The organism is Mariniluteicoccus flavus, assembly GCF_054776655.1.
The window spans coordinates 88,308-111,502 of record NZ_BAAHBN010000001.1; the positions used below are offsets into that span (position 1 = coordinate 88,308).

Here is a 23,195-nt window from a genome sequence, read left to right on the forward strand (position 1 = left end):
GTCCGTCACATGAACGACGCCACCAACTACCCCGCAGGCTGGACCGACCTGGACTCGCGCGCCGTCGACACCGCCCGTGTCCTCGCGGCCGATGCCGTGCAGAAGGTGGGCAACGGTCACCCCGGAACGGCCATGAGCCTCGCGCCGGCCGCATACCTGCTGTTCCAGAAGGTCATGCGCCACAACCCGGCCGACGTGCACTGGCCCGGTCGCGACCGCTTCGTGCTGTCGTGCGGCCACTCGTCGCTGACGCTCTATTGCCAGCTGTTCCTCGGGGGCTTCGGCCTCGAGCTCAAGGACCTGGAGGAGCTGCGTACGTGGGGTTCGCAGACGCCGGGCCACCCCGAGTACGGCCACACCGACGGCGTCGAGACCACGACCGGCCCCCTGGGCAACGGCGTCGGCAATGCGGTCGGCATGGCGATGGCCGCCCGCCGCGAGCGCGGTCTGTTCGACCCCGAGGCGCCCCAGGGCGAGTCGCTGTTCGACCACCACATCTACTGCCTCGCCTCCGACGGCGACCTGCAGGAGGGCGTGGCGTCAGAGGCATCGTCGCTCGCCGCGACCCAGCGCCTCGGCAACCTGACGCTGATCTGGGACGACAACCGCATCTCGATCGAGGACGACACCAACATCGCCTTCACCGAGGACGTGGCGGCGCGCTACGCCGCGTACGGCTGGCACGTGCAGACCGTCGAGTGGGTGCAGGGGCGCGAGAACTCCGACGACCCGGCCGACGCGGCCCACTACGTGGAGAACCTGGCGGCGCTGAACGACGCCCTCGAGGCGGCCCGCGGGGTCACCGACAAGCCCTCGTTCATCCAGCTGCGCACCATCATCGGCTGGCCCGCGCCGAAGCTGCAGGGCACCGGCAAGGCCCACGGCTCCGCGCTCGGTGACGAGGAGGTCGCCGAGACCAAGAAGATCCTGGGCTTCGACCCGGAGAAGTCCTTCGAGGTCGCCGACGACGTCCTCGCCCACACGCGCGCGCTGCGCGATCGCGGAACGGGGTTCCAGGAGGAGTGGGACGCGAAGTTCGCCGAGTGGAAGAAGGCGAACCCCGAGCGCGCCGAGCTGTTCGAGCGCATGCGTACGCGCACGCTGCCCGAGGGCTGGGACGCCGACCTGCCGGTCTTCGAGGCCGACGCCAAGGGCGTCGCGACGCGCGCCGCGTCGGGTGACTTCCTGGCCGCCGCCGCACCGAAGCTGCCCGAGCTCTGGGGCGGCTCGGCCGACCTGGCGGGATCCAACAACACCACGCCCAAGGGCGAGCCCAGCTTCCTGCCCGAGGACCGCCAGACCGACATGTTCAAGGGCGGCCCGTTCGGCCGCGTGCTCCACTTCGGCATCCGCGAGCACGCCATGGGCTCGACCATGAACGGGATCGCCTCCCACGGCGGCACCCGCGTCTACGGCGGCACCTTCATGGTGTTCTCCGACTACATGCGCCCGGCCGTACGCCTGGCCGCGCTCATGAAGCTGCCCGTGACCTACGTGTGGACCCATGACTCCATCGGCGTGGGCGAGGACGGCCCGACCCACCAGCCGATCGAGCACCTGACCGCGCTGCGCGCGATCCCCGGCCTCGACGTGATCCGCCCGGCCGACGGCAACGAGGTCGTCGCGGCTTGGCGTACGCTGCTCGGCCACACCGACCGCCCGGCCGCGCTGGCGCTGACCCGCCAGAACGTGCCGACGTTCCCCCGCGGCACCGACGGCTTCGCCGCCGTCGACGGGGTCGCGAAGGGCGCATACGTCCTGAAGGACTGCGAGGGCACGCCCGACGTCGTCCTCATCGGGACCGGCTCGGAGGTGCAGTACGCGGTCGAGGCCCAGAAGCAGCTCGCCGAGGAGGGCGTCGCCGCCCGCGTCGTCTCCATGCCGTGCCGCGAGTGGTTCGACGAGCAGTCGGACGACTACCGCGAATCGGTCATCCCCGCGGCGATCCGCGCCCGCGTCTCCGTCGAGGCCGGCATCGCCATGTCGTGGCGCGACGTCATCGGCGACGCCGGGCGTCCGGTCTCGATCGAGCACTACGGCGCCTCGGCCGCCGGCGGCGAGCTCTTCGAGCGGTTCGGCTTCACCGCCGACGCCGTCGTGGCGGCCGCCAAGGAGTCGATCTGCGCGGCCAAGGGCGGCTCCACCGCCCCCAAGCGTGGTGCGGCCGGCCCGGTCGGCACCGCCGACGAGAACACCGACGACGCCGCCGCCGCCGGCGAGAAGTGACCCACACCGACCCCAGCGACAACCGAAGGAGACCTCGTGTCTGATCGTCTGAACAAGCTCGCCGACGCCGGCGTGTCCATCTGGCTCGACGACCTGTCGCGCCAGCGACTCACCTCGGGCGGGCTCGCCACCCTCGTGGCCGAGTCGTCGGTCACCGGCGTGACGACCAACCCCACCATCTTCGCCACGGCCCTCGCCGACGGCGAGGCGTACGAGTCGCAGGTCCGTGTCCTGAAGAAGAAGGGCGTGTCCGTCGACGATGCCATCAAGGCGCTGACCACCGACGACGTGCGGACCGCGTGCGACGTGTTCTCCAACGTCAACCGCCAGACCGGTGGTGTCGACGGGCGCGTGTCGATCGAGGTCGAGCCGGGGCTGGCGCGCGACGCCGCCGGCACCGTGGCCCAGGCCAAGGAGCTCGCCGAGATGGTGGGCCGTGACAACGTGCTCATCAAGATCCCCGCCACGCTCGAGGGCCTCGAGTCGATCACCGAGGTGATCGGGGCCGGCATCTCGGTCAACGTCACCCTGATCTTCTCCCTCGAGCGCTACCAGGGCGTGATGGATGCCTATCTCGCGGGGCTGGAGAAGGCGTCCGAGAGCGGGAACGACCTGTCGCAGATCCACTCGGTCGCGTCGTTCTTCGTCAGCCGCGTCGACTCCGAGGTCGACAAGCGCCTCGACGCGATGGACACCGGCGAGGCCAAGGCGCTCAAGGGGAAGGCGGCGATCGCCAACGCGCGCCTGGCCTATGAGCTGGCCGGCAAGGTCTTCTCGGGCGAGCGCTTCTCCGCCCTGGAGGCGAAGGGTGCCAACAAGCAGCGGCCCCTGTGGGCCTCGACCGGCGTGAAGAACCCCGATTTCGCCGACACCATGTATGTCGTCGACCTCGTCGCCCCCGGCACCGTCAACACCATGCCGGAGAAGACGATGAAGGCCATGGCCGACCACGGCGAGGTCGCCGGCGACCAGGTCACCCCGAACATCGACGCCGCCCGCGAGACCATGGCCGCCCTGGAGAAGGTCGGCGTGGACATGGACGACGTCGTCAAGGTGCTCGAGGACGAGGGCATCGACAAGTTCGCCGCGTCGTGGACCGAGCTCGTCGAGACCGTCCAGAAGGCCCTCGACGAGGCCTGATCACCCGAGGGGCGCGGACGCATCGGCGTACGCGCCCCGCCCTCAGCACTCCCCCGACCCGGCACGATCGAGGAGACCCGTGATCGACGAAACCCGGCCGAACCCCCTGCGCGACCCGCAGGACCGCCGCCTCCCCCGCATCGCGGGTCCCTGCGTACTCGTGATCTTCGGCGTCACGGGCGACCTGTCGCGCAAGAAGCTGATGCCGGCGGTCTATGACCTGGCCAACCGCGGGCTGCTGCCGCCGGGCTTCGGTCTCGTCGGCTTCGCGCGCCGCGACTGGGCGAACCAGGACTTCGAGAAGATCGTCCACGACTCGGTGCGCGAACACGCGCGTACGCCGTTCCGCGAAGAGGTCTGGAAGCAGCTCGTCGAAGGCATCCGGTTCGTGCCGGGCGACCTCACCGAAGACCAGGCGTTCGTCACGCTGAAGGAGACGATCACCGAGCTCGACGAGGTGCGCGGCACCGGCGGCAACCACGCGTTCTATCTCTCCCTGCCGCCCGGCCTGTTCGACACCGTGGTGGGCCAGTTGCGGCGCCACGGCCTCGCCGACGAGAGCTCGGGCCGCTGGAACCGCGTGGTCGTCGAGAAGCCGTTCGGCCACGACCTCGAGTCGGCCAAGGAACTCGACCGCATCGTCTCGTCGGTCTTCCCGCCCCAGTCGGTGTTCCGCATCGACCACTACCTGGGCAAGGAGACGGTGCAGAACATGATGGCGCTGCGCTTCGCCAACCAGATGTTCGAGCCGATCTGGAACAACAACTACATCGACCACGTGCAGATCACCATGGCCGAGGACGTCGGCATCGGCGGGCGCGCCGGCTACTACGACGGCATCGGCGCGGCCCGCGACGTGATCCAGAACCATCTCCTGCAGCTCCTGGCGCTGACCGCCATGGAGGAGCCGACCAGCTTCGAGGCCGCCAACCTGCGGGCCGAGAAGCAGAAGGTGCTCGCCGCGGTGCGTCCCCCGAAGCCCGATCAGATGGATGCCCACACCGCCCGCGGCAAGTACGCGGCCGGCTGGGCCGGCGGCGTGAAGGTCAACGGCTACCTCCAGGAGGACGGCATCGACCCGAAGTCGATCACCGAGACGTACGCCGCCGTCCGCCTCGACATCGACAACCGCCGCTGGGCCGGTGTGCCGTTCTATCTGCGCACGGGCAAGCGCCTCGCCCGCCGGGTCACCGAGGTGGCGCTCGGGTTCAAGCAGGCGCCCCACCTGCCGTTCACCGACACCGACACCGAAGACCTCGGCCGCAACGCCCTGGTCATGCGCATCCAGCCCGACGAGGGCATCACGCTGCAGTTCGGCGCGAAGGTGCCCGGCACCCAGATGGAGATCCGCCAGGTCAACATGGACTTCGCGTACGGCGGCTCGTTCACCGAGTCGAGCCCCGAGGCGTACGAGCGGCTCATCCTCGACGTGCTGCTCGGCGACCCGCCCCTGTTCCCGCAGCGCGAGGAGGTCGAGCTGTCGTGGCAGATCCTCGACCCCGTGCTGAACCATTGGGCTGACACCGGTCGCCAGCCGGAGGATTACGCGAGCGGCACGTGGGGCCCTCCGGGCGCCGACGCCATGCTCGCCCGCGACGGCCGCGCCTGGCGCAGGCCCTGACCCGAGAGCTCGAGGAGACACGATGATCATCGAACTCAACGACACGACCGCGGCGAAGATCTCGTCGGCCATGGTGAAGGCCCGCCGGCGCAACGGCAGTCCCGCGATGGGCATGGTGCTGACCATGGTCGTGGTGACCGACCAGCGGTCCTACCCGAAGGTCCTGGACGCCGCCCTGGAGGCCGGACGCGAACACCCGTCGCGCATCCTGCTGGTGGTGACCGGGACGTCACGCCGCGCCGCGCTCAACGCCGAGGTGCGCATCGGTGAGGGCATCCCCGGCGAGCTCGTCGTGCTGCGCATGAGCGGCGAGCTGGCCGAACACCCCGACTCGGTCGTGCTGCCGCTGCTGCTGCCCGACTCCCCCGTCGTGGTGTGGTGGCCCGGCAACGCGCCGCTCCACCCCGGCGAGGACCCCCTCGGGCGCCTCGCGAGCCGCCGCATCACCGACGCGATGGGCACCCGGTCGCCCCTGAAGGCGCTGGAGGACCGCGCCGTCAACCACTCGCCCGGCGACTCCGACCTGACGTGGACGCGCCTGACGCCCTGGCGGGCGCTCCTCGCGGCGGCGCTGGACCAATACCCGGCCACGATCGTGGGGGCCACCGTCGAGGCGGCGCGCGACAATGCGCCGGCCAACCTGCTCGCCGCCTGGCTCGAATCGAGGCTTGACCTCGACGTCGCCCGCACGAGCACCGGCGGCCCCGGCATCACCGCGGTCCGCCTCACCACCCCGGCGGGCGACATCGCGATCGAGCGCCAGGACGGACTGCTGGCGTCCTACAGCGTGCCCGGTCAGCCGCACCGGCTCGTGGCGCTGAAGCGACGCGACATCCCCGCGCTGATCACCGAGGAACTGCGCCGCATGGACGCGGACGACATCTTTGAGGCGTCGGCCCAGGTCCTGATCCAGCGGACCCGGCGGGCGAGCCGGGCCGCCGCGCGCAAGTCGGCGACGAAAAAGGCGACGACCGCGAAGAAGGCTGCGGGGAAGCGGGCTCCTCGTCTCGCTGGCGCTCGCTCGGAGAGCGTGACCAAGAAGAGCACGCGCACGCAGGGCGTCGAGGCGAAGGCCGCTGCCAGCCGCTCGCGGGCCCGCAAGCGGGTCGCGAAGAAATCGGCGCCGAAGGACACCCCGTCATGAGCGAGGTCGTGGTGTGCGCCGATGGCGACGCCGTGGCCCAGATGGTTGCGCGCAAGCTGCGCATGCGCCTCGAGCACCTGCAGGCCGACCCCGAGCGCGTCGTGCAGTTGTGCCTCACCGGCGGCCGCATCGCCAACCGGGTCTATCGCCAGCTCGCCGACGACCAGCACGACAACACCGTCGACTGGAAGCGGGTCGAGTTCTGGTGGGGCGACGAGCGCTTCGTGGCCACGGGGGACCCCGAACGCAACGCCGGCCAGACCCTGGCACTCTTGGCCGCGACCATCCCGCTCGACCCGGCGAAGGTGCATCCGATGCCGGCCGAGGGCGGGTCGGCCGACCTGACCCAGGCGGCCGTGCAGTACGCGGCGGAGCTCGGCGACACCATCTTCGACATCTGCCTGTTGGGCGTGGGTCCGGACGGCCACGTGGCGTCGATCTTTCCCGGCCACGCGTCCTTCGAGCGTCAGACGGGGCGGGTGGTCGGCGTCCAGGACTCCCCGAAGCCGCCGTCGGAACGCATCTCGATCACCCTTCCGGTGATCAACGCCTCCGACGAGGTGTGGTTCATCGTGTCGGGCGAGGAGAAGGCCTCGGTGGTCGCCCGCGCCCTCGCTGGCGACGAGACCCTGCCGGCGACCCTGGCGAAGGGGGCCACGCGTACGGTCTGGTGCATCGACGAGGACGCCGCGAGCCGGCTGCCCTGAGGCAACCGGCTCGCGCGCGGGACGACGTCAGGCGACGGTCAGTAGATGACCTCGCCCGCCTTGCGGCGCGCCTGCAGCGCCTCCAGGGCCTCCGTGAGGATCGCCGCGGCCTCCTTGTCGGAGCGGCGCTCCTTCACGTACGCGAGGTGGGTCTTGTAGGGCGTGGTCTTCGGCGGGGGCGGCGGGTTCTCGGAATCGAGGTTCGCCGGAAGGCCGCAGCGGGGGCAGTCCCAGGTCTCGGGCACCTGCGCCTCGGCCGCGAACGCGGGACGCGTCTCGTGGGAGTTCGCGCAGAAGTACGACACATACAGGCGCGGCGCGGCGTCTCCGCGCTCCGCCTCGCCCATGGGTCCGGCGCCGACTCGGCTGCCCCGGATGGCACTGCCACCAACCACGTTTGTTCTCCTCAGGGGAAATGACCGGCCGAACTGGCCGGGTCAGGTGTTGTGCGTTCCTGGATGTGTCTCGGTCAGGAAGCGAACCGGTAGAGCGCCAACAGCCCGATGATGCAGGCCAGCCAGATCAGCCCGACGATGATCGTCAGGCGGTCGAGGTTGCGCTCGGCGATCGAGGTGCCCCCCAGCGAGGTCGACATGCCGCCGCCGAAGAGGTCTGACATGCCACCGCCACGACTCTTGTGGAGCAGGACCATCAGCGCGAGGATCAGGCTCGTGATGAGCAGGAGGATCGACACGGTCATGATGGGCCATGTCATCAGGGGCACGAGAATCACGGCGCAACTGTAACCCCGGCAAGGGGGAATACCAAACGTTCGGCCTTCAGCGGGGACGGCGCTGCCAGGGGCCGAGGTCGGGGATGTCGGCGTCGGACTCGAGGCCGGACGGATCCTGCCGCGCGAGCCACCACGCCAGTCGTGCCGCGGTCCCGCGGATGACCTGGCCGCCGGCACCGAGCTCGTGGCGCGCGCCGGTGTCGGTCGTCTCCAGGGTGAGATCGCCCTTCTCGCCCATGTCCCACAGCAGGGTCTCCATGAGTCGCTCGACGAAGTCGGTCGACCAGTCGTCGGGACCGTAGCCCGCGTCGAGGTCGGCATGGTGCATCTCGATCTCGCGCTCGCGCAGGATCGGGGCGACCGCGGCCGGGAATCGCACGCCGCCGGGGACGCGCTCGACCTCCCCCTCGAACGCCTTCGCGTCCATGCCGGCGATGGCCTGGCGCCACCTCCTGTGGCCCTCGCTCCCCTGCGCCAGCAGGTCCTCGCCACTCAGGGTGGCCCCCTCCTCGATGGCGGCGTTGCGGGCCTCGTCGGAGGCGTACACCGGCACCGTGGCGCCCCGGGAAAGGCCCTCCAGGGCCTCGGCGAAGCAGACCGCGTTGTCGTTGAGGTGGGCGACGACGTGGGCCCGGGTCCAGCCCGGCAGCAGGCTCGGGGCCCGCCAGCCGTCGGCGTCGAAGGAGTCGAGGGTGTCGACGAGCCGCTCGTAGGCGGCGTCGATGTCGGCCATCAGGTCGGCGGAGGGCTTGGACGGGTTCAGCCAGGCGGTCATGGGTCCATTCAATCGCGGAACGGCGCGCCCGGGAAGGTCCCCGGGCGCGCCGTCTCGTGTTGGAGGAGTCAGCCCACGTGGTCGTAGAACCGCGCGATGCCGGCGAAGTCGTCGACCTTCAGCGACGCCCCGCCGACCAGGCAGCCGTCGACATCGGGCTGGGCCATGATGTCGGCGACGTTGTCGGCCTTGACCGAGCCGCCGTACTGGATGCGTACGCGGTCGGCGGCCTCCTGGCCGTGCTGCTCCGCGATGGCGCCGCGGATCGCGCCGCAGACCTCCTGGGCGTCGGCCGGGGTCGCGACCTCGCCGGTGCCGATGGCCCAGACGGGCTCGTAGGCGATCACCGACGTGGCGACCTCCTCGGCGCTCAGGCCGGCGGTCGAGCCCGCGACCTGCGCCAGGGTGTAGGAGACCTGGTTGCCCTCCTTGCGGACGTCGAGGCCCTCGCCCACGCAGATGATCGGGGTCATGCCGCGGTCGATCACCCTGCGTGCCTTGCGCGAGACCAGCGCGTCGTCCTCGCCGTGGTATTGGCGACGCTCGCTGTGGCCGATCACGACGTAACTGCAGCCCAGTTTCGCCAGCATGTCGGCCGAGACCTCGCCGGTGTAGGCGCCGGAGTCGTGCTCCGAGACGTCCTGGGCGCCGTACGCCAGCGCCAGCCGGTCGCCCTCGACGAGGGTCTGGACCGTGCGGAGGTCGGTGAACGGCGGAACCACGACGACCTCGGACATCGCCGGGTCGTGCTTGTGGTCCTTCAGCGTCCACGCGAGCTTCTGGACCAGACCGTTGGCCTCGACGTGGTTGAGGTTCATCTTCCAGTTGCCGGCCATGATCGGCGTACGCGCGGTCGCGGCGGCGTTCGTGTTCGTGGTCATGCGGTCACTTCCCTTCGAGGACGGCGAGACCCGGGAGCTCCTTGCCCTCCAGGTATTCCAGCGACGCGCCGCCGCCGGTCGAGATGTGGCCGAACTGGTCGTCGGAGAAGCCCAGGTGGCGCACGGCCGACGCGGAGTCGCCGCCGCCGACGACCGAGAGGCCGTCGACCTTCGTCAGCGCCTCGGCGATGGCCTTGGTGCCCTTGGCGAACGCGGCCTTCTCGAACACGCCCATCGGACCGTTCCAGAACACCGTCTTCGCGCCCTCGATCTCGGCGGCGAACGCCTTCGCCGATTCGGGACCGATGTCGAGGCCCAGCTGGTCGGCCGGGATGGCGTCGGCGGCCACGACGGTCGCGTCGGCCTCGTTGTCGAAGGCGGGTGAGACGACGATGTCGGTCGGCAGCACGATCTTCTTGCCGGCCTTCTTCGCCTCCTCGAGGTAGGTCCTGCAGACCTCGACCTGGTCGTCCTCGAGCAGCGACTTGCCGACCTCGAGGCCCTGGGCCTTGAGGAACGTGAAGACCATGCCGCCGCCGATCACCAGGGTGTCGGCCTTCTTGAGCAGGTTGTCGATGACCTTGAGCTTGTCGGAGACCTTCGCGCCGCCGAGCACGACGACGTAGGGGTGCTTCAGCTCGTCGGTCAGCTGCTTGAGGACCGTGACCTCGTTGTCGACGAGGTCGCCCGCGGCGTTCGGCAGGAGCTTCGCGACGTCATAGACCGAGGCCTGCTTGCGGTGGACCACACCGAAGCCGTCGGAGACGAAGAGACCACCGTCGCCGGCAAGGGCCGCGTACTTCTTGGCCAGCTCGGCGCGCTCGGCCTCGTCCTTCGACTCCTCGGCCTTCTCGTAGCGCACGTTCTCGCACATCATGATCTCGCCGTCGCCGAGCTCGGCGGCCAGCTTCTGGGCCGACTCCCCCACGACGTCGTCAGCCAGGGTGACGGTGGTGCCGAGCAGCTCGCCCAGGCGCTTCGCGGCCGGGGCCAGCGAGAACTCGGGCTTGACCTCGCCCTTGGGGCGGCCGAGGTGGGCGGTGACGATGACGCGGGCACCGGCGGCCAGCAGCTTCTTCAGCGTCGGGACCGACGCCTTGATGCGGCCGTCATCGGTGATGGTGTCGCCGTCGAGCGGCACGTTGAGGTCGCAGCGGATGAGGACCTTCTTGCCCGACAGGTCGCCGAGCGTGTCAACGGACTTCATGGGGTTTCCTTTCCAGAAAGGGATCGAGAGACGACGACGGGGCCGCCGCTGTCGCGTACGGCCCCGTCGTGGCGTGTCGAGGGATCAGAGCTTCTCGCCGACGAGCTTGACGAGGTCGACCAGACGGTTGGAGTAGCCCCACTCGTTGTCGTACCAGCCCAGCACCTTCACCTGGTTGCCGATGACCTTGGTCAGGCCGGCGTCGAAGATGCAGGAGGCGGGATCGGTCTCGATGTCCTTGGAGACGATCGGGTCCTCGGTGTAGACGAGGTAGCCCTTCATGGGACCCTCGGCGGCCTTCTTCACCGCGGCGTTGACCTCCTCGACCGTGACCTCGCGCGAGGCCTCGAAGGTAAGGTCGGTCGCCGAGCCCGTGGGGACCGGGACGCGCATGGCATAGCCGTCGAGCTTGCCCTTCAGCTCGGGGAGCACGAGGGCGACGGCCTTGGCGGCGCCCGTCGTGGTCGGCACCATGTTCAGGGCCGCGGCGCGCGAGCGGCGCAGGTCCTTGTGGGGGCCGTCCTGCAGGTTCTGGTCCTGCGTGTAGGCGTGGATCGTGGTCATCAGGCCCTTGACGATGCCGATCTCGTCGTTGAGGGCCTTGGCCATCGGCGCCAGGCAGTTCGTGGTGCACGACGCGTTGGAGATGATGTTGTGGGCCGACGGGTCGTACTTGTCGTCGTTCACGCCCATGACGACCGTGATGTCCTCGTTCTTCGCCGGGGCGGAGATGATGACCTTCTTGGCGCCTGCGTCGATGTGGGCCTTGGCCTTCGTGGCATCGGTGAAGATGCCGGTCGACTCGATGACGATGTCGGCGCCGAGCTTGCCCCACGGCAGCTGGGTCGGATCCTTCTCGGCGAACGCGGCGAACTTCTTGCCGTTGGCGGTGATCGACTCGTCGTCGAAGGTCACGTCGCCCTCGAAGCGGCCGAGGATCGAGTCGTACTTGAGCAGGTGGGCCAGCGTCTTGTTGTCGGTCAGGTCATTGACGCCGACGATCTCGACGTCCGCGCCGGACTCGACGACAGCGCGGTAGAAGTTGCGGCCGATGCGGCCGAAGCCATTGATGCCAACCTTGACGGTCATAGGTGTTCCTGCTCCTTCGGGAGACTGCGAGTTCGCCCGGTCAGCCCGAGCGATGTTCGGACGTTCGTCACTCTACCGAGACCGGAAATCGGCCCGAACAGCGGACCGGAAGGGGCACTGGTATCAGGGGTGGTCTGGCCGAGGGTGTTGTGGGGTGGGGGGTGAAAAGTGCACACCTGCGCGCAACACGCCGAATCGGGCGTACGCCGGGCTGTGAAATGCGCACACCTGCGCGCAACACGCCGAACCGGGCGTACGCGGGGCTGTGTAATGCGCACACCTGCGCGCAACACGCCGAACCCGACGTACGCCGGGCTGTGAAATGCGCACACCTGCGCCCAACACACCCAACCCGGCGTACGCGGGGCTCAGTCCTCGTCCAGCATCTCCGCGGTCAGGCTGGCCTCCGTGCTGGGGATGCCGAGGTCGGCGGCCTTCTTGTCGGCGGTCGCCAGCAGGCGGCGGATGCGGCCCGCGACCGCGTCCTTGGTCAGCGGCGGCTGGTGGAGCTGGCCCAGCTCCTCGAGCGAGGCCTGCTTGTTCTCCACGCGCAGCACCCCGGCGGCCCGCAGGTGTTCGGGGACGTCGTCGCCGAGGATCTCCAGCGCGCGCTCGACGCGCGCACCCGCCGCGACGGCGGCACGGGCCGAGCGGCGGAGGTTGGCATCGTCGAAGTTCGCCAGCCGGTTCGCCGACGCCCGCACCTCGCGGCGCATGCGACGCTCCTCCCACTGGAGCAGGCACTGGTGGGCGCCCATGCGGGTCAACATGGCGGCGATGGCGTCGCCGTCGCGGATGACCACACGGTCGACGTTGCGCACTTCCCGAGTCTTCGCGGAGATCTCGAGCCGCCGGGCCGTGCCGGCCAGCGCCAGCGCCGACTCGGGGCCTGGGCAGGTCACCTCGAGCGACATGGAGCGACCCGGTTCGGTGAGCGAGCCGTGGGCGAGGAAGGCGCCGCGCCAGGCGGCCGTACAGTCCTCGATCGACCCGCCCACGATCCAGCGCGGCAGGCCGCGGGCAGGCCGGCCGTGGCCGTCGACCAGCCCGGTCTGGCGCGCCAACGCATCACCGTCGCGGATGAGACGGACCACATAACGTGTCCCGCGCCGCAGGCCGGAGCCGTTGACGACGACCAGGTCGGACTCGAGCCCGAAGATCTCGGTGATCGTGGTGCGGAGCCGGCGCGCGGCGGCGCCGGTGTCGAGCTCGGCCTCGATGACGATGCGTCCGCCCGCGAGGTGGAGCCCGCCGGCGAAGCGCAGCATGGCCGCCACCTCGGCCCGGCGCGCGCTGGGGCGCTGGACCGAGACGGTCGCCAGCTCGGCCTTCACCTGCTGTGTCAGAGCCATGCGGATTGTTCCTCCAGTCGTGCGGACCCGTCATGTGTATCAGACGGGAGCGAGCCGGGGGTGCCTCGGCGAGCGCCCTCAGACGCCCATGACTTCGGCATAGATCGACGCCAGCCGCAAGGGGTCGTGGCGGGGGGAACCGTCGCGCATCGCCATGTCGGCGATGACGACCTCGGCACCCAGGGAGGCGGCGTACGCCTGCAGGTGCCGGTCCTCGCGGGCGAAACTGGTGTCGGCGACGACGGTGTCGAGGCGCAGGCGCGGGGCGTGGTCGGCGAGGATCTCGATGTGCTGGCTGGCGGTGTAGCCATCGGTCTCGTCGGCGGGCGCGAGGTTGAGCGTGAGGACGCGCCGGGCCCGGGACTCGACGATGGCGTCCGCCAACTCGGGCACGAGCAGGTGGGGAATGATCGACGTGAACCACGACCCCGGCCCGAACACCAGGTAGTCGGAATCGCGGACGACGTCGATCACCTGCGGGTGGGCGGGCGGGTCGGCCGGGACCAGCTCGACCGAGCGCACCTCCCCCACCGTCTTCGCCACGCGCGACTGACCCCGGACGATGGACAACTCGTCGGGCTGGTTGGGGTCGAGCCCGAGCACCTCGGCCTCGATCTCGAGCGGGACCGACGACATCGGCAGGACCCGCCCCTTGGCGCCGAGCAGCTCCCCCACCATGTCGAGCCCGGCCACGGGGTCGCCCAGCTTCTCCCACAGCCCCGCGATGAGCAGGTTGCCGATGGCGTGGCCCGCCAGCGGGCCGTCGCCGCCGAACCGCGACTGCAGGACGTCGGCCCAGGTGCGGCCCCAGTGGTCGTCGCCGCAGAGCGCGGCCAGCGCCATGCGGAGATCACCCGGAGGAAGGCAGTCGAGCTCGTTGCGCAGGCGGCCCGACGACCCGCCGTCGTCGGCGACCGTCACCACGGCGGTGAGCCGGTCGGTGACCCGGCGCAGGGCGGACAACGAGGCGTACAACCCATGGCCGCCGCCGAACGCCGTGACGGACGGCAGCCCGCCGAAGGCGATCTCGAAGCGGTTCCTCATCACTCCCGCCCCACGTCGCGGTGGAGGACCTTCGTCGGCATGCCGAGTTCGCGGAGGCGGCGCCCGAGCTCCTCGGCCATGGCGGTCGAGCGGTGCTTGCCGCCGGTGCAGCCGATGGCGATGGTCGCGAACCGCTTGCCCTCTGCCAGATAGCCCTCGGCGACCGTCATCAGCAGCGCCTGCAGCTGTTGCAGGAACGGGCCCGCCGCGGGCTGGGTGAGCACGTATTCCGACACTGGGCCGGTGAGCCCGGTGTGGGGCCGGAGCTCGGGCACCCAGTGGGGGTTGGGCAGGAACCGCACGTCGATCACCATGTCGGCGTCGATCGGCAGGCCGTTCTTGAACCCGAAGGACATCAGGGTCACGCGGAGCCGGTCGGAGGTGTCCCCGGCGTAGGCGTGGACGATGCGCGACGTGAGCTGGTGGACGTTCATCGAACTGGTGTCGATGACGAGGTCGGCCGCCGCCCTCAGGGTCGCGAGCAGCTCGCGCTCCCGGTGGACGCCGTCGAGCAGGCGACCGTCGCCCTGGAGCGGGTGGGGACGGCGTGAGGATTCCTGGCGCTGGACGATGATCTGGTCGGTCGCCTCGATGAACACGATCTCGGGGGTCGTGCCGTGCTCCTCGAGCTCGGCGAACACCTGGGGCAGCTCGTCGAACAGGCCCCGGCCCCGGACGTCCAGGACCGTGGCGATGCGGGTCAGGTTCGCCTCCCGGGCCAGGCCGAACAACTGGGGAAGGAGTGCGGGTGGGAGGTTGTCGACGACATACCACCCCAGGTCTTCGAGGGCGTGGGCCGCGGTGCGGCGACCGGCGCCGGACATGCCGGTGACGATCACGACGCGGATGTCGGCGCGCTCCGTGCGGGCGCGCACGGGTCCGACGGACCGGCTGGGCACCGGGGTGGCCGGGGACTCGGACGGATTGGGCACGGGGCCATTATGTCCAACCGCGGCTCCCGCGGGAACGGCCCCGCTGTGCCGCGGCTCAGGAGGGGTCGTCACCGAGCACCTCGCCCGTCGTCATGTTCACCGCCGGGGCCGGTGCGGCGGCCGCGTCGAGGGCCTCGCGTACGGACGCCGCGGTGCGTGCGCCGAAGCCCGGGACCGCCGCGATCTCGTCCTCGCTGGCGGCGCGAAGCTTCTTGAGCGACCCGAAATGTTTGATCAGGGCCTTGCGACGCACCTCGCCGAGCCCCGGGACGTCGTCGAGAACCGACTCGACCATCGTCTTCGAGCGGCGCCCCCGGTGGTGGGTGATCGCGAAGCGGTGGGCCTCGTCGCGCAGGCGCTGGAGCAGATAGAGCCCCTCCGACGTGCGGGGCAGGATGACCGGCCACTCGTCGTCGGGCACCCAGACCTCCTCGAGGCGCTTGGCGAGCCCGCACAGCGCGACGTCGGTGATGCCGAGCTCGGCCAGCGCGTCGGCCGCTGCGGCGACCTGGGGCGGGCCGCCGTCGACCACGACGAGCGCGGGGGCGTACGCGAACTTCCGCGGCGCACCGGTCGTGGGGTCGACCAGCAGCGGCCCCTCGTTGGACGCCACATCGGCGTCGGCCGCCGTCCGCATGGCCTCCCGGTCCTCCAGCAGGCGGCGGAAGCGGCGCGTGATGACCTCGTGCATCGACGCCACGTCGTTCTGGCCCTCGACGCCCCGGATCACGAAGCGCCGGTATTCGCTCTTGCGGGGCAGTCCGTCCTCGAACACCACCATCGAGGCGACCACCTCGGTGCCCTGGAGGTTCGAGATGTCGTAGCACTCGATGCGCAGCGGCGGCTCGTCGAGCCCGAGCGCATCGGCGATCTCGGCCAGCGCGCGGTTGCGGGTCGTGAGGTCGGAAGCGCGCTTGGTCTTGTGGCGCACCAGTGCCTCCGCCGCGTTGCGGCTCACCGTCTGCATCAGCGTGGCCTTGTCACCGCGCCGGGGTACGCGGAGGCTGACCTGGCTGCCGCGGCGCTCCGACAGGACCTTCTCGATCGCGCTGGCGCTCGGCGGCAGGGCCGGGACGAGGACCTCGCGCGGGATCGCGCTCGCCGTCTCGTCGCGCACCTCGTCGTTGTAGAGCTGCTGGAGGAACGTCTCGATCAGCGCGCCGGTGTCGCCGTCGTCGACACGGTCGGCGACCCAGCCGCGGTTGCCGCGTACGCGCCCGCCCCGGACGTGGAAGATCTGGATGGCGACCTCGAGCGGGTCCTCCGCCAGCGCCACCACGTCGGCGTCGGTGCCGTCGCCGAGCACGATCGCGTTCTGCTCCGTGGCCCGCTTCAGGGCGCCGATGTCGTCGCGGATCTTGGCGGCCAGCTCGTATTCCATCGCGCTCGCGGCCTCGGTCATGCGGCCCTCGAGGCGGCGCATCATCGCCGTCGACTGGCCGCCCATGAACTGGCAGAACTCGGCGACGATCTCGCGGTGTTCCTCGGCCGACACGCGCCCCACGCAGGGGGCCGCGCACTTGTCGATGTAGCCCAGCAGGCACGGTCGACCCGCGGCGGCCGCGTTCTTGAACGTGCCGGACGAGCACGACCGCATCGGGAAGACCCGCAGCAGCAGGTCGACGGTCTCGCGGATCGCCCAGGCGTGGCCGTAGGGGCCGAAATAGCGCGTGCCCTTCCGCTTCGGGCCGCGGCCCACGAAGACCCGCGGGAACTCCTCGCCCCACGTGACCGCCAGCCACGGGTAGGACTTGTCGTCGCGGTATTTCACGTTGAAGCGCGGGTCGAACTCCTTGATCCAGGAATATTCGAGCTGGAGCGCCTCGACCTCCGTCTGCACCACGGTCCACTCGACCCGGGCGGCGGTCGTGACCATGCGTCGCGTGCGCTCGTGGAGCGAGGCCAGGTCGGCGAAGTAGGAGTTCAGCCGGCTGCGCAGGCTTTTGGCCTTGCCGACGTAGATGACCGTGCCGTGCGCGTCGCGGAACCGGTAGACCCCGGGCTGGGTGGGGATCGAGCCGGGCGCGGGGCGGTAGGTGGACGGATCGGCCATGCGTTCCACTCTAGAGGGGACGACCGACACGACCGGCCTCGTCGGAACTGGGCCGACTCAGGGGCGCTCCCACGCCTCGATGCCGCCCGGCACCACCGTGAACAGGGGGTGGGGAGACGGGAGCCCGCGTACGCCGGTCCAGTCCGGCGCGCGGACGGCGACCTTCGCGCCCAGGTGCTCCCACTCGTACGCCAGCTGGCCGTCGGTCACGGGGATCGGCGGCAGCGGGTCTGCCGGCGGCAGGCAGACCCGCGTCCGGTCGAAGCGATAGCCGCGGACATCGGCCTCGTCGGCCAGCCCGTGGAGGTACGCGGCCGCGTACGCCACGGGATCCGAGGTGGCCTGGAAGCGGTGGAGCTGCGGGTGGCGCGTGTAGCCCTTCGTGAGCCCCCGCAACACCTTCTGGGCGAGCAGGGTCTCGCGCCAACCGGCGATCAGGCCGGCGCGGTCGAGGTGACGGGGGTGGAGGCTCCAGATGCGCACCCGACCATGGTGGCGCATCGCGCATAGAGTGAGGATCGAGCCGGGCGCGCGCCCGGCGGAAGAGCGAAGGAGCGCCATGACCGACCGCCGAACCGTGATCAAGGGAGCCGGGGCCGCCGCGGTGGCCGTCGGCACGGCCGCCTGCGTGGGCTGCGGCGGTCAGCCGTCGGGGCAGAGGGCGTCGACGGCGAAGCGGTCGACGTCCGGGCCGATCACCGTGCCGAAGGCCAATGTGGCGGTGGGGAACGGCGTGGTGCTGGAGAAGGCGTACGTGGTGACGCAGCCCGAGGCCGGGAGCTACAAGGCGTTCACGAAGGCCTGCCCCCACCAGGGCTGCTCGGTGTCGCTGATCAAGAACAAGCAGATCGTCTGCGCCTGCCACGGCTCGGAGTTCTCGATCGCCGACGGCGCCCGCACCGCGGGCCCGGCGAAGACGGGCCTGACCGAGGTGCCCGTGAAGGTCGATGGGGACAACCTCGTCATCGGCTGAGGGGCGGCTCGGGCTGGTGGTCAACCCCGTGCACGTGCGCGGGATGCGGGCGGCCGACGCGGTGACCGCGTACGCCCTGACCGCCGGCAGGCCGCTCCCCCGCCTGCTCCACACGACGGTGGCCGAGCCGGGCGGCGCTCAGGCGCGCCGGCTCGTGGACGAGGGCTGCACCGCGGTGGTCGCGGTCGGCGGCGACGGCACGGCGCGCGAGGTGGCGTACGCGGTGGCGGGCACGGGTGTTCCGCTGGGCATCGTCCCGACCGGCACGGCGAACCTGTTCGGGCGGAACGTGGGGCTCCCGGTGCGGCTGGCCGATCGCGTACGTGTGGCCGTGGAGGGTGCGGTCCGGCCCGTCGACCTCGGGGTGGCGCGGCTCGACGGCGGCCCCGAGCTGCCGTTCCTCGCGTACGCCGGGATCGGCCAGGACGCGGCCACCGTGGCCGCCACCCGCGGTAGGTGGAAGACACGGCTGGGGCGGCTCGGATGGCTGGCGTACGTCGCGGCCGGGGCGCGGCACCTGTTCGGCGGGGCGACACCGATGGAGGTGGCGTACGCAGGGGGCCACGGTGTTGTCGGGAACGAGCACCCGTTGTGGTGCGTGTTGGTGGGCAACGCCGGGACGATCCCCGCCGGGATCACCGTGTTCCCGGGGGCGCGCGTCGACGACGGCCAGCTGCACGTGATGGAGGTGGCGGGCGACGTGGCGCGCTGGCCGCTGGTGGCCGCGGAGGGCGTGACCGGGCGGGCGATCTCGGGGTCGGGACTGCGCCGCACGAAGGCAATGGGCGTCGGTGTGCGGGTGCGTACGCCCCACCTGGTCCAGCTGGACGGCGATGTCGTCGGGCGCGCGACCGCGGTCGCGTTCGCCGTGCGCCCCGGGGCGGTGCTGGTGCGGGCGGGCTGATCAGCGCGCGACGAGCTCGGAGCCCAGCCGGGTGCGGGCGTACAGGACTTCGCGGCGCGCCGCCGTGACTCGACCAGCCCTGCACCCGTCAGGACGCGCAGGTGCTGGCTCATGGTCGGGGCGGTCACCTCGAGGTGACCCGCGAGCTGGGTGGTCGTCATCGGCAGGTCGAGCAGCCGCAGCGTGGCCGCGCGGGTGCGCCCGACGAGCTCGCCGAGGGCCGACACGTCGCCCTCGTCGGCCGGCTGCCACAGGGTGCCGACGCCGCGCGGTGCATAGCTGACGGTGGGCGCATGGCCGGGGACGTCGAAGAACAGCAGCTCGGGCCAGGCGAACGCGCACGGCACGAGGACGAGGCCGCGTCCCGGGGTGACCGGGCCGGGGCGGCACGCCTTGTCGATGATGAGCTCGGTGCCGTCCATGCGTACGCGCGGGTGCAACGACGCGAGGACTCCGTGGGCGCCACCCGTGGCCATCTGGTCGAGCCGGAAGGCAACGTCGGCCTCCGCGAGGGCGCGCAGGCGGGGCCAGTCGGGCGCCAGGACGCCGACCCAGTAGGCCCGGAGCTCGTCGACGGCGCGGGCCCGGAGGCCGGCCGGGTCGGCCGTCGCGACCGGCAGTTGGTCGGTGGCGGCGGCCCACGGGGTCGCCGACGGGGAGCGCTGGGGCTCGACGCGCTGCTGGCGAGCCTCGCCCGGATCGCGACCGCCGTCGACGTGCCCGTGTCGGTGGACCTGGAGCGGGGGTACGGGGCGGGGCCCGACGAGGTGGCGGCGACCGTGGTCGCGGCCCGCGACGCCGGGGCGATCGGGGCCAATCTGGAGGACGCGACCACCGACGACCGGGACCGGCGGCCGCTGGCCGACGCGGCGGCGAGGCTCGCGGCCGCGCGGTCGGCAGTCGGCCCCGCCTTCTGGATCAACGCGCGCACCGACGTGTTCCTGCAGTCACCCGCGACGGACCACGCCGCCGCGATGGCGGAAGCGCTGGAACGCGGTCACGCGTACGCCGAGGCCGGCGCGAACAGCCTGTTCGTGCCGGGTCTGGTGGATCCCGAGCTGGTCCGCCAGATCGTGGCGGAGCAGCCGTTGCCCGTGAACCTGATGGCCACCGAGGTCTCGGCCCTGCGGGGCTTTCTGGGACTCGGTGTGGTGCGCATCTCGATGGGACCGGGTCCCTATCTCGCGGCCATGGCGGCCCTGCGCGACGTCGCGACCGCGGCGCTCTCGGCCTAGGAGCGCGCGGCGGTCTTCCGCGCAGGCGCCTTCGTGGCGGCCGCCTTCGTCGTCGTGGCCTTCGTCGTCGTGGCCTTCTTCGTCGTGGTCTTCTTCGCCGCCGCCTTGGTCGTCGTGGACTTCGTGGCCGGGGCCTTCTTCGCCGCCGTCCGCTTCGCCGCCCCCTTCTTCGCCGGCGCCGGCGCCTCGAACAGCGGCTCCGCCGCCTCGCCGACCGGGACCCCTCGGCCCTCGAGCAGCGGCTTCAGGAACGAGCCCGTGTGGGAACCGTCGTGGGCGGCCACGTCCTCGGGGGTGCCCTCCACCACGACCAGGCCGCCGCCCGAGCCCCCCTCGGGACCCATGTCGATCAGCCAGTCGGCGGTCTTGATGACGTCGAGGTTGTGCTCGATGACGATGACCGAGTTGCCCTGGTCTACGAGCCGGCCGAGCACGCCCAGCAGCTTGCGGATGTCTTCGAAGTGGAGGCCGGTGGTGGGCTCGTCCAGGACATACATCGTCTTGCCGGTCGAGCGCCGTTGGAGCTCGGAGGCCAGCTTCACGCGCTGGGCCTCGCCGCCCGACAGGGTCGTCGCGGGCTGGCCCAGCCGGACATAGCCGAGGCCGACCTCGTTGAGCGTCTTGAGGTGGCGCGCGATCGACTGGTGGGCCGCGAAGAACTCGGCGGCCTCCTCGATCGGCATGTCCAGCACCTCCGCGATCGTGCGGCCCTTGTAGTGGACCTCCAGCGTCTCGCGGTTGTAGCGCGCCCCGTGGCAGACCTCGCACGGCACGTAGACATCGGGCAGGAAGTTCATCTCGATCTTGATCGTGCCGTCGCCCATGCAGTTCTCGCAGCGGCCGCCCTTGACGTTGAACGAGAACCGGCCGGGCAGGTAGCCGCGTACTTTCGCCTCGGGCGTCTCGGCGAACAGCTTGCGGATGTTGTCGAACACCCCGGTGTAGGTCGCCGGGTTGGACCGCGGCGTGCGGCCGATCGGCGACTGGTCGACGTGGATGATCTTGTCGATCTCGTCGGCACCCGTGATCGACTTGTGGCGACCGGGCACGGCGCGGGCGTTGTAGATGCGTTTCGCGAGTGCCGTGTAGAGGATCTGGTTGACCAGCGTCGACTTGCCGGACCCGGACACCCCCGTCACGGCCACGAGCTGGCCCAGGGGGAACGTCACCGACACGTCACGCAGGTTGTTCTCGGTCGCGTGGTTGACGGTGACCGAGCGGCCCGTCGCGGGCCGGCGCTGCGACGGCAGCGCGATCTCGCGCCGCCCCGACAAGTAGGCGCCGGTCGGCGACTCCTTGCAGGCGAGCAGTTCCTTGACCGTGCCGGAGACGACGACCTGGCCGCCGTGCTCGCCCGCGCCCGGGCCGATGTCGACGACCCAGTCGGCCGCCCTGATGGTGTCCTCGTCGTGCTCGACGACGATCAGGGTGTTGCCGAGGTCGCGCAGGCGCACGAGCGTGTCGATGAGGCGCCGGTTGTCGCGCTGGTGGAGGCCGATCGACGGCTCGTCGAGGACATAGAGCACGCCCACGAGGCCCGAGCCGATCTGGGTCGCCAGCCGGATGCGCTGGGCCTCGCCGCCCGACAGCGTGCCGGCGGGGCGCGACAGCGTCAGGTAGTCGAGCCCGACGTCGAGCAGGAACCGCAGCCGCTCGTTGATCTCCTTCAGCACGCTCGCGGCGATGGCCTTCTCGCGCCCGGTCAGCTCGAGGCCCTTCAGGAACTCGGCCGCCGCCGCGATCGACAGGTTGGAGACCTCGCTGATGTTGCGTCCGCCCACGGTCACCGCGAGGCTCGACGGCTTGAGGCGCGCACCCTGGCAGGCGCGGCACGGGACCTCGCGCATGTAGCCCGCGAACCGCTCGCGCGACGTGTCGGTCTCGGCCTCGTCGTGGCGCCGCACCACGTAGGGGATGACGCCCTCGTATTTGGCCGAGTAGGCACGCGTCCGGCCGTAGCGGTTACGGTAGCGCACCATCACGTTGTCGCTCTGGCCCTGCAGCACGAGGTCCTGGTGGGACTTCGACAGCTCGTTCCACGGCGTCTTGACCGAGAAGCCCTCCTGCTTGCCGAGGGCGGTGAGGACCTTGCCGAAATAGTCCGCCACGTGGGCGTGGGACCACGGCGCGATCGCACCCTCGTCGATCGACAGCCCGTCGTCGGGGATGACGAGCTCGGGGTCGACCTCCATGCGGGTGCCGAGGCCGGTGCACTCGGGGCAGGCGCCCCACGGCGCGTTGAACGAGAACTGGCGCGGCTCGAGCTCGTCGATGGAGATGTCGTGCTCGTTGGGGCAGGCCATCTTCTCCGAATAGCGACGCTCGCGATCCGGGTCCTTCGCGTCGAGGTCGACGAAGTCGATGGTCACGATGCCGTTGGCCAGGCGCAGGGCGGTTTCGACCGAGTCGGTCAGCCGGCGCTTCGCCGAGTCCTTCACCGCGATGCGGTCGACCACCACGTCGATGGAGTGCTTCTGCTGTTTGTTCAGCGTGGGCGGCTCGGTCAGCGGATGGGTGTCGCCGTCGACGCGGACGCGGGCGTAGCCGTCGGTCGCGAGCTGGCGGAACAGGTCGACGTATTCGCCCTTGCGGCCCCGGATCACCGGCGCCAACACCTGGAACCGCGTGCCCTCGGGCAGGCCCATCAGGCGGTCGACGATCTGCTGGGGCGACTGGCTCGAGATCGGCTCGCCGCACACCGGGCAGTGGGGGCGGCCCGCCCGCGCATACAGCAGGCGCAGGTAGTCGTGGACCTCGGTGATGGTGCCGACCGTCGACCGCGGGTTGCGGGACGTCGACTTCTGGTCGATCGAGACCGCGGGCGACAGTCCCTCGATGAAGTCGACGTCGGGCTTGTCCATCTGGCCAAGGAACTGCCGCGCGTACGCCGACAGCGACTCCACGTAGCGGCGCTGGCCCTCGGCGAAGATCGTGTCGAAGGCGAGGGACGACTTCCCGGACCCCGACAGGCCGGTGAAGACGATCAGCGCGTCGCGGGGCAGGTCGATCGAGACATTGCGGAGATTGTGCTCGCGGGCTCCGCGGACGACGAGGCGTTCCATCACGATCAACGAGCCTACGGCGGGGGTCCGACAAAAACGAAAACACGTCCGATCCGACCGCTGGTTGGGCGTGGCGTACGCCGGCCCGTCCACGCCCGCGGGTTAGGCTTCCCGCGT

20 protein-coding genes and 1 pseudogene are annotated in these 23,195 nt (G+C 70.9%); 8 read left to right on the top strand and 13 right to left on the bottom strand.

Annotated elements, in window-relative coordinates; translation table 11 throughout:
• The first annotated feature begins 9 nt into the window (after window positions 1–9).
• From tkt to pgl, 5 genes are all read left to right on the top strand, one after another.
• Window positions 10–2,226, top strand: coding sequence for a transketolase (tkt, locus tag ACYVAG_RS00460; protein ID WP_460765157.1), 2,217 nt, complete (start codon window positions 10–12; stop codon window positions 2,224–2,226).
• 36 nt (window positions 2,227–2,262) lie between these two features.
• Window positions 2,263–3,366 (top strand): transaldolase, encoded by a 1,104-nt coding sequence (gene tal / locus ACYVAG_RS00465; RefSeq protein WP_460765159.1) that lies wholly within the window; start codon window positions 2,263–2,265, stop codon window positions 3,364–3,366.
• 79 nt (window positions 3,367–3,445) lie between these two features.
• Window positions 3,446–4,987: a glucose-6-phosphate dehydrogenase gene (zwf, locus tag ACYVAG_RS00470; protein ID WP_460765161.1), complete on the top strand. Its 1,542-nt coding sequence runs from the start codon at window positions 3,446–3,448 to the stop codon at window positions 4,985–4,987.
• 22 nt (window positions 4,988–5,009) lie between these two features.
• A complete protein-coding gene (locus ACYVAG_RS00475) occupies window positions 5,010–6,131 on the top strand; it encodes a glucose-6-phosphate dehydrogenase assembly protein OpcA (protein ID WP_460765163.1) in 1,122 nt (373 codons plus the stop codon).
• Window positions 6,128–6,838 carry a 6-phosphogluconolactonase gene (gene pgl, locus ACYVAG_RS00480; protein WP_460765165.1) on the top strand — a complete coding sequence of 237 codons (711 nt, stop codon included), beginning with the start codon at window positions 6,128–6,130 and terminating at the stop codon, window positions 6,836–6,838. Before ACYVAG_RS00475 ends, pgl begins: the two co-directional genes overlap by 4 nt.
• Window positions 6,839–6,876: 38 nt before the next feature.
• Here pgl and ACYVAG_RS00485 read toward each other — a convergent pair whose 3' ends face one another.
• The 11 genes from ACYVAG_RS00485 to ACYVAG_RS00535 all read right to left on the bottom strand — a co-directional run bounded on the left by ACYVAG_RS00485 (window position 6,877) and on the right by ACYVAG_RS00535 (window position 17,387).
• Window positions 6,877–7,233 (bottom strand): RNA polymerase-binding protein RbpA, encoded by a 357-nt coding sequence (locus ACYVAG_RS00485; RefSeq protein ID WP_460765167.1) that lies wholly within the window; start codon window positions 7,231–7,233, stop codon window positions 6,877–6,879.
• A gap of 74 nt (window positions 7,234–7,307) precedes the next feature.
• Window positions 7,308–7,553, bottom strand: a complete 246-nt coding sequence (gene secG / locus ACYVAG_RS00490) for a preprotein translocase subunit SecG (protein ID WP_460766766.1) — start codon at window positions 7,551–7,553, stop codon at window positions 7,308–7,310.
• Window positions 7,554–7,617: 64 nt separating this feature from the next.
• Window positions 7,618–8,346 (bottom strand): maleylpyruvate isomerase family mycothiol-dependent enzyme, encoded by a 729-nt coding sequence (locus ACYVAG_RS00495; RefSeq protein ID WP_460765169.1) that lies wholly within the window; start codon window positions 8,344–8,346, stop codon window positions 7,618–7,620.
• A gap of 68 nt (window positions 8,347–8,414) precedes the next feature.
• Window positions 8,415–9,227 carry a triose-phosphate isomerase gene (gene tpiA, locus ACYVAG_RS00500; RefSeq protein ID WP_460765171.1) on the bottom strand — a complete coding sequence of 271 codons (813 nt, stop codon included), beginning with the start codon at window positions 9,225–9,227 and terminating at the stop codon, window positions 8,415–8,417.
• 4 nt (window positions 9,228–9,231) lie between these two features.
• Entirely contained in the window at window positions 9,232–10,434 is a 1,203-nt protein-coding gene (locus ACYVAG_RS00505; protein WP_460765173.1) for a phosphoglycerate kinase, read from the bottom strand.
• Window positions 10,435–10,518: 84 nt separating this feature from the next.
• Window positions 10,519–11,523 (bottom strand): type I glyceraldehyde-3-phosphate dehydrogenase, encoded by a 1,005-nt coding sequence (gene gap, locus ACYVAG_RS00510; protein ID WP_460765175.1) that lies wholly within the window; start codon window positions 11,521–11,523, stop codon window positions 10,519–10,521.
• A gap of 368 nt (window positions 11,524–11,891) precedes the next feature.
• Window positions 11,892–12,875 carry a DNA-binding protein WhiA gene (gene whiA, locus ACYVAG_RS00515; protein WP_460765177.1) on the bottom strand — a complete coding sequence of 328 codons (984 nt, stop codon included), beginning with the start codon at window positions 12,873–12,875 and terminating at the stop codon, window positions 11,892–11,894.
• A 78-nt stretch (window positions 12,876–12,953) separates the two neighbouring features.
• Entirely contained in the window at window positions 12,954–13,919 is a 966-nt protein-coding gene (locus ACYVAG_RS00520; protein WP_460765179.1) for a gluconeogenesis factor YvcK family protein, read from the bottom strand.
• Window positions 13,919–14,794 (bottom strand): RNase adapter RapZ, encoded by an 876-nt coding sequence (gene rapZ, locus ACYVAG_RS00525; RefSeq protein WP_460766768.1) that lies wholly within the window; start codon window positions 14,792–14,794, stop codon window positions 13,919–13,921. The genes ACYVAG_RS00520 and rapZ overlap by 1 nt, the downstream gene beginning before the upstream one ends.
• A gap of 112 nt (window positions 14,795–14,906) precedes the next feature.
• The gene (uvrC, locus tag ACYVAG_RS00530; RefSeq protein ID WP_460765181.1) at window positions 14,907–16,904 is read right to left on the bottom strand and encodes an excinuclease ABC subunit UvrC; all 1,998 of its coding nucleotides are present in this window, start codon (window positions 16,902–16,904) and stop codon (window positions 14,907–14,909) included.
• 57 nt (window positions 16,905–16,961) lie between these two features.
• Window positions 16,962–17,387: a pyrimidine dimer DNA glycosylase/endonuclease V gene (locus ACYVAG_RS00535; RefSeq protein WP_460765183.1), complete on the bottom strand. Its 426-nt coding sequence runs from the start codon at window positions 17,385–17,387 to the stop codon at window positions 16,962–16,964.
• A 76-nt stretch (window positions 17,388–17,463) separates the two neighbouring features.
• Here ACYVAG_RS00535 and ACYVAG_RS00540 point away from each other — a divergent pair, with 76 nt between their 5' ends.
• Both ACYVAG_RS00540 and ACYVAG_RS00545 read left to right on the top strand, forming a co-directional pair.
• The gene (locus ACYVAG_RS00540; protein ID WP_460765185.1) at window positions 17,464–17,877 is read left to right on the top strand and encodes a QcrA and Rieske domain-containing protein; all 414 of its coding nucleotides are present in this window, start codon (window positions 17,464–17,466) and stop codon (window positions 17,875–17,877) included.
• 16 nt (window positions 17,878–17,893) lie between these two features.
• The gene (locus ACYVAG_RS00545) at window positions 17,894–18,781 is read left to right on the top strand and encodes a diacylglycerol/lipid kinase family protein (protein ID WP_460765187.1); all 888 of its coding nucleotides are present in this window, start codon (window positions 17,894–17,896) and stop codon (window positions 18,779–18,781) included.
• Between the two features lie 116 nt (window positions 18,782–18,897).
• Here ACYVAG_RS00545 and ACYVAG_RS00550 read toward each other — a convergent pair.
• Window positions 18,898–19,401, bottom strand: a pseudogene (locus ACYVAG_RS00550) (DUF5937 family protein); the annotation flags it as partial.
• Between ACYVAG_RS00550 and ACYVAG_RS00555 the strand changes: the two are divergent.
• Window positions 19,402–20,016 (top strand): isocitrate lyase/phosphoenolpyruvate mutase family protein, encoded by a 615-nt coding sequence (locus ACYVAG_RS00555; RefSeq protein WP_460766770.1) that lies wholly within the window; start codon window positions 19,402–19,404, stop codon window positions 20,014–20,016. It abuts the pseudogene before it with no gap.
• On the opposite strand, the gene uvrA is transcribed toward ACYVAG_RS00555, so the two are convergent.
• Window positions 20,013–23,078 (bottom strand): excinuclease ABC subunit UvrA, encoded by a 3,066-nt coding sequence (gene uvrA / locus ACYVAG_RS00560; protein ID WP_460766773.1) that lies wholly within the window; start codon window positions 23,076–23,078, stop codon window positions 20,013–20,015. The genes ACYVAG_RS00555 and uvrA overlap by 4 nt on opposite strands.
• Window positions 23,079–23,195: the final 117 nt, after the last annotated feature.

What these genes read in the sequence shown, in the direction of transcription:
- secG (WP_460766766.1), bottom strand. Translation starts at nt 7,553, where the DNA reads ATGACATGGCCCATCATGACCGTGTCGATCCTCCTGCTCATCACGAGC.
- ACYVAG_RS00505 (WP_460765173.1), bottom strand. Translation starts at nt 10,434, where the DNA reads ATGAAGTCCGTTGACACGCTCGGCGACCTGTCGGGCAAGAAGGTCCTC.
- uvrA (WP_460766773.1), bottom strand. Translation starts at nt 23,078, where the DNA reads ATGGAACGCCTCGTCGTCCGCGGAGCCCGCGAGCACAATCTCCGCAAT.
- ACYVAG_RS00495 (WP_460765169.1), bottom strand. Translation starts at nt 8,346, where the DNA reads ATGACCGCCTGGCTGAACCCGTCCAAGCCCTCCGCCGACCTGATGGCC.
- whiA (WP_460765177.1), bottom strand. Translation starts at nt 12,875, where the DNA reads ATGGCTCTGACACAGCAGGTGAAGGCCGAGCTGGCGACCGTCTCGGTC.
- ACYVAG_RS00475 (WP_460765163.1), top strand. Translation starts at nt 5,010, where the DNA reads ATGATCATCGAACTCAACGACACGACCGCGGCGAAGATCTCGTCGGCC.
- tpiA (WP_460765171.1), bottom strand. Translation starts at nt 9,227, where the DNA reads ATGACCACGAACACGAACGCCGCCGCGACCGCGCGTACGCCGATCATG.
- gap (WP_460765175.1), bottom strand. Translation starts at nt 11,523, where the DNA reads ATGACCGTCAAGGTTGGCATCAATGGCTTCGGCCGCATCGGCCGCAAC.
- ACYVAG_RS00540 (WP_460765185.1), top strand. Translation starts at nt 17,464, where the DNA reads ATGACCGACCGCCGAACCGTGATCAAGGGAGCCGGGGCCGCCGCGGTG.
- tkt (WP_460765157.1), top strand. Translation starts at nt 10, where the DNA reads ATGAACGACGCCACCAACTACCCCGCAGGCTGGACCGACCTGGACTCG.
- pgl (WP_460765165.1), top strand. Translation starts at nt 6,128, where the DNA reads ATGAGCGAGGTCGTGGTGTGCGCCGATGGCGACGCCGTGGCCCAGATG.
- uvrC (WP_460765181.1), bottom strand. Translation starts at nt 16,904, where the DNA reads ATGGCCGATCCGTCCACCTACCGCCCCGCGCCCGGCTCGATCCCCACC.
- ACYVAG_RS00520 (WP_460765179.1), bottom strand. Translation starts at nt 13,919, where the DNA reads ATGAGGAACCGCTTCGAGATCGCCTTCGGCGGGCTGCCGTCCGTCACG.